This is a genomic window from Benzoatithermus flavus (assembly GCF_037908215.1).
In the GTDB taxonomy this organism is placed as follows: domain Bacteria; phylum Pseudomonadota; class Alphaproteobacteria; order Geminicoccales; family Geminicoccaceae; genus Benzoatithermus; species Benzoatithermus flavus.
In genome coordinates, this window is sequence record NZ_JBBLZC010000059.1 from 1 (window position 1) to 2,540 (window position 2,540).

The following is a 2,540-nucleotide window of genomic DNA, read 5'->3' on the forward strand; positions in this document are numbered from 1 at the left end:
CGGCGGCGGTACTGGTCGGCGACGACCGCGGCGACGATGATCACCCCCTTGACGATGTCCTGGATGTAGGCGTCCACACCGAGAAAGGTGAAGCCGCTGATCATCACGCCCAGGATCAGCGTGCCGATCACCGTGCCACCGATCGTGCCGAGCCCGCCCGAGAGGCTGGTGCCGCCGATCACCGCCGCGGCAATGGCGTCCAGCTCGTAGGACAGGCCCATCCCGGCCTGGCCGCTCGCCGCCCGCGCCGAGGTGATGATCCCGCCCAGCCCCGACAGCAGGCCGGCGAGCGTGTACACCAGCACCAGATGCCGGCCGACGTCGATCCCCGACACCCGCGCCGCCTGCAGGTTGCCGCCGATCGCATAAGTGTACTTGCCGTAGCGCGTGTAGCGCAGCGCCACGTGGAAGATGAGCGCGATCAGGATGAAGATGAACACCGGGTTGGCACCCGAGCCGATCCAGGTGTACTGCTCGGTCAGCATCGAGATCGGCTGGCCGTGGGTGTAGAACCGCGCCAGCCCGCGCGCGGTCACCATCATGCCGAGCGTGGCGATGAACGCCGGGATGCCGGCATAGGCGGTCAGCGCGCCGTTGATCACCCCGGCCAGGGCGCCGACCAGGAGCCCGGCCAGGATCGGCACCACGGCCGGCAGGTCGGTGAGCGCGGGAAACACCGCCCGGGCATAGTCGCTCGACTGCGCCAGGCTCGCCGCCACCATCGCCGACAGCGCCACCACCGAGCCCGAGCTCAGGTCGATGCCGCCGGTGATGATCACCTGCGTCACCCCGATCGCCAGCAGGCCGGTGATCGACACCTGCAGGATGATGATCAAAAGCCGCTGCGGGTTGAACAGAAAGCTCTGGCCGCGCAGGCTCCAGCCCAGAAGCTCGAAGACGACCGCGATGCCGAGCAGCACCAGGACGATGCTGGCCTCCTTCGGCATCGCCCAGCCGCGCCGGGCGCGGGCGGGGGCTCTCGGGATCGTCGTTGCCATGGCGCGCACGCCTCCTCTGAAGGTGTCCGAAGTCCCGATCGGTCGCGCGCTCTGCCGGCGCCCGTTCGATCGTTCCTGCCGCAGTAGAGCCAGGGCCCCGAGGCACCGCCCCGGCCGCGCTCAGCGCGCGGCGAGCGCCATGATCCTCTCCTGGCTCGCCTCGGCCCGGCTCAAAAAGCCGCTGACATGGCCCTCGTGCATCACCATGATCCGGTCGCTCATGCCCAGGATCTCGGGCAGCTCGGAGGAGATCATGACGATCGCCAGGCCCTGGGCGGCCAGCGCCGACATCAGCCGGTGCACCTCGGCCTTGGCGCCGACGTCGATGCCGCGCGTCGGCTCGTCCAGGATCAGGATGCGCGGCTTGGTCATCAGGCAGCGCGCGATCAGCGCCTTTTGCTGGTTGCCGCCGGAGAGGTTGCCGATGGTCTCGTCCAGGCTCGGCGTCTTGACCCGCAAGCTCTCCTTCATCGTCGCGCAGATCGCGCTCAGCGCCCGCTGCCGGACGAACCCGCCGAGCGTGGTGTGGGTGCGGATCGAGGCGATCTGCATGTTCTCGCGCACCGAGTGGGTCAAGAACAGGCCGCTGCCCTTGCGGTCCTCGGTCAAGAGTGCCAGGCCGTGGTCCATGGCAGTGGCGGGGGAATCGATCACCACCGGCTTGCCGTCGATCCGGATCGCGCCCGATGTTGCCGGCGTGAGGCCGAAGAGGGTCTCGGCGAGGTTGGTGCGGCCGGAGCCGACGAGGCCGGCGATACCCAGGATCTCGCCCCGGCGCAGCGCGAACGAGACGTTCTGGAACACGCCCTTGAGCCCGAGCTTTTCGACCGCGAGCACCACCTCGCCGACCGCGGCGTGACCTTTCGGGAACAGGTGGGTGAGCTCGCGCCCGACCATCAGGGCGATCAGCTTCTGCTGGTCGAAGTCCTTGGCCGGACCGCTGGCGACGTACTTGCCGTCGCGGAAGATCGAGATCTCGTCGGCGATCTGGAACACCTCGCTCATCTTGTGGGTGATGTAGACGATGCTCTTGTGCTCGCGCTTGAGCCTTTCGATGATCTGGAACAGGTGCTCGACCTCCTTGTCGGTGATGGCCGAGGTCGGCTCGTCCATGATCAGCACGTCGGACTGGTAGGAGACGGCCTTGGCGATCTCGACCATCTGCTGGTTGGCCACCGTGAGGGTGCCGAGCAGGCACTCCGGGTCGAGGTCGATCTCGAGCTGGTCGAGGAGCGCTCGGGTGCGGCGGTGGAGCGCGCCATGGTCGATCAGGCCGAGGCGGTTTTTGGGCTCGCGGCCGAGCCAGATGTTCTCGGCGATGGTCATGTGCGGCACCAGGAGCAGCTCCTGGTGGATCATGGCGATGCCGGCCCGGGTGGCGTCGCGCGGGGAGTGGAAGCGGACGGGCTGGCCCTTGACGCGGATCTCGCCCTCGTCGGGCTGGATGTTGCCGGCGAGGATCTTCATCAGCGTCGACTTGCCGGCGCCGTTCTCGCCCATGAGGGCGTGGACGGTGCCGGGGCGGATCTCGAGCTGAACCCC

2 protein-coding genes are annotated in these 2,540 nt (G+C 68.3%); both read right to left on the bottom strand.

Annotated features, from left to right (window positions below; genetic code table 11):
* A partial coding sequence (locus U1T56_RS23985; protein WP_418162016.1) for an ABC transporter permease occupies positions 1–998 on the bottom strand: 998 nt, incomplete at its 3' end.
* Positions 999–1,118: 120 nt separating this feature from the next.
* The coding region (locus tag U1T56_RS23990) for a sugar ABC transporter ATP-binding protein (RefSeq protein WP_418162017.1) at positions 1,119–2,540 on the bottom strand (1,422 nt) is incomplete at its 5' end.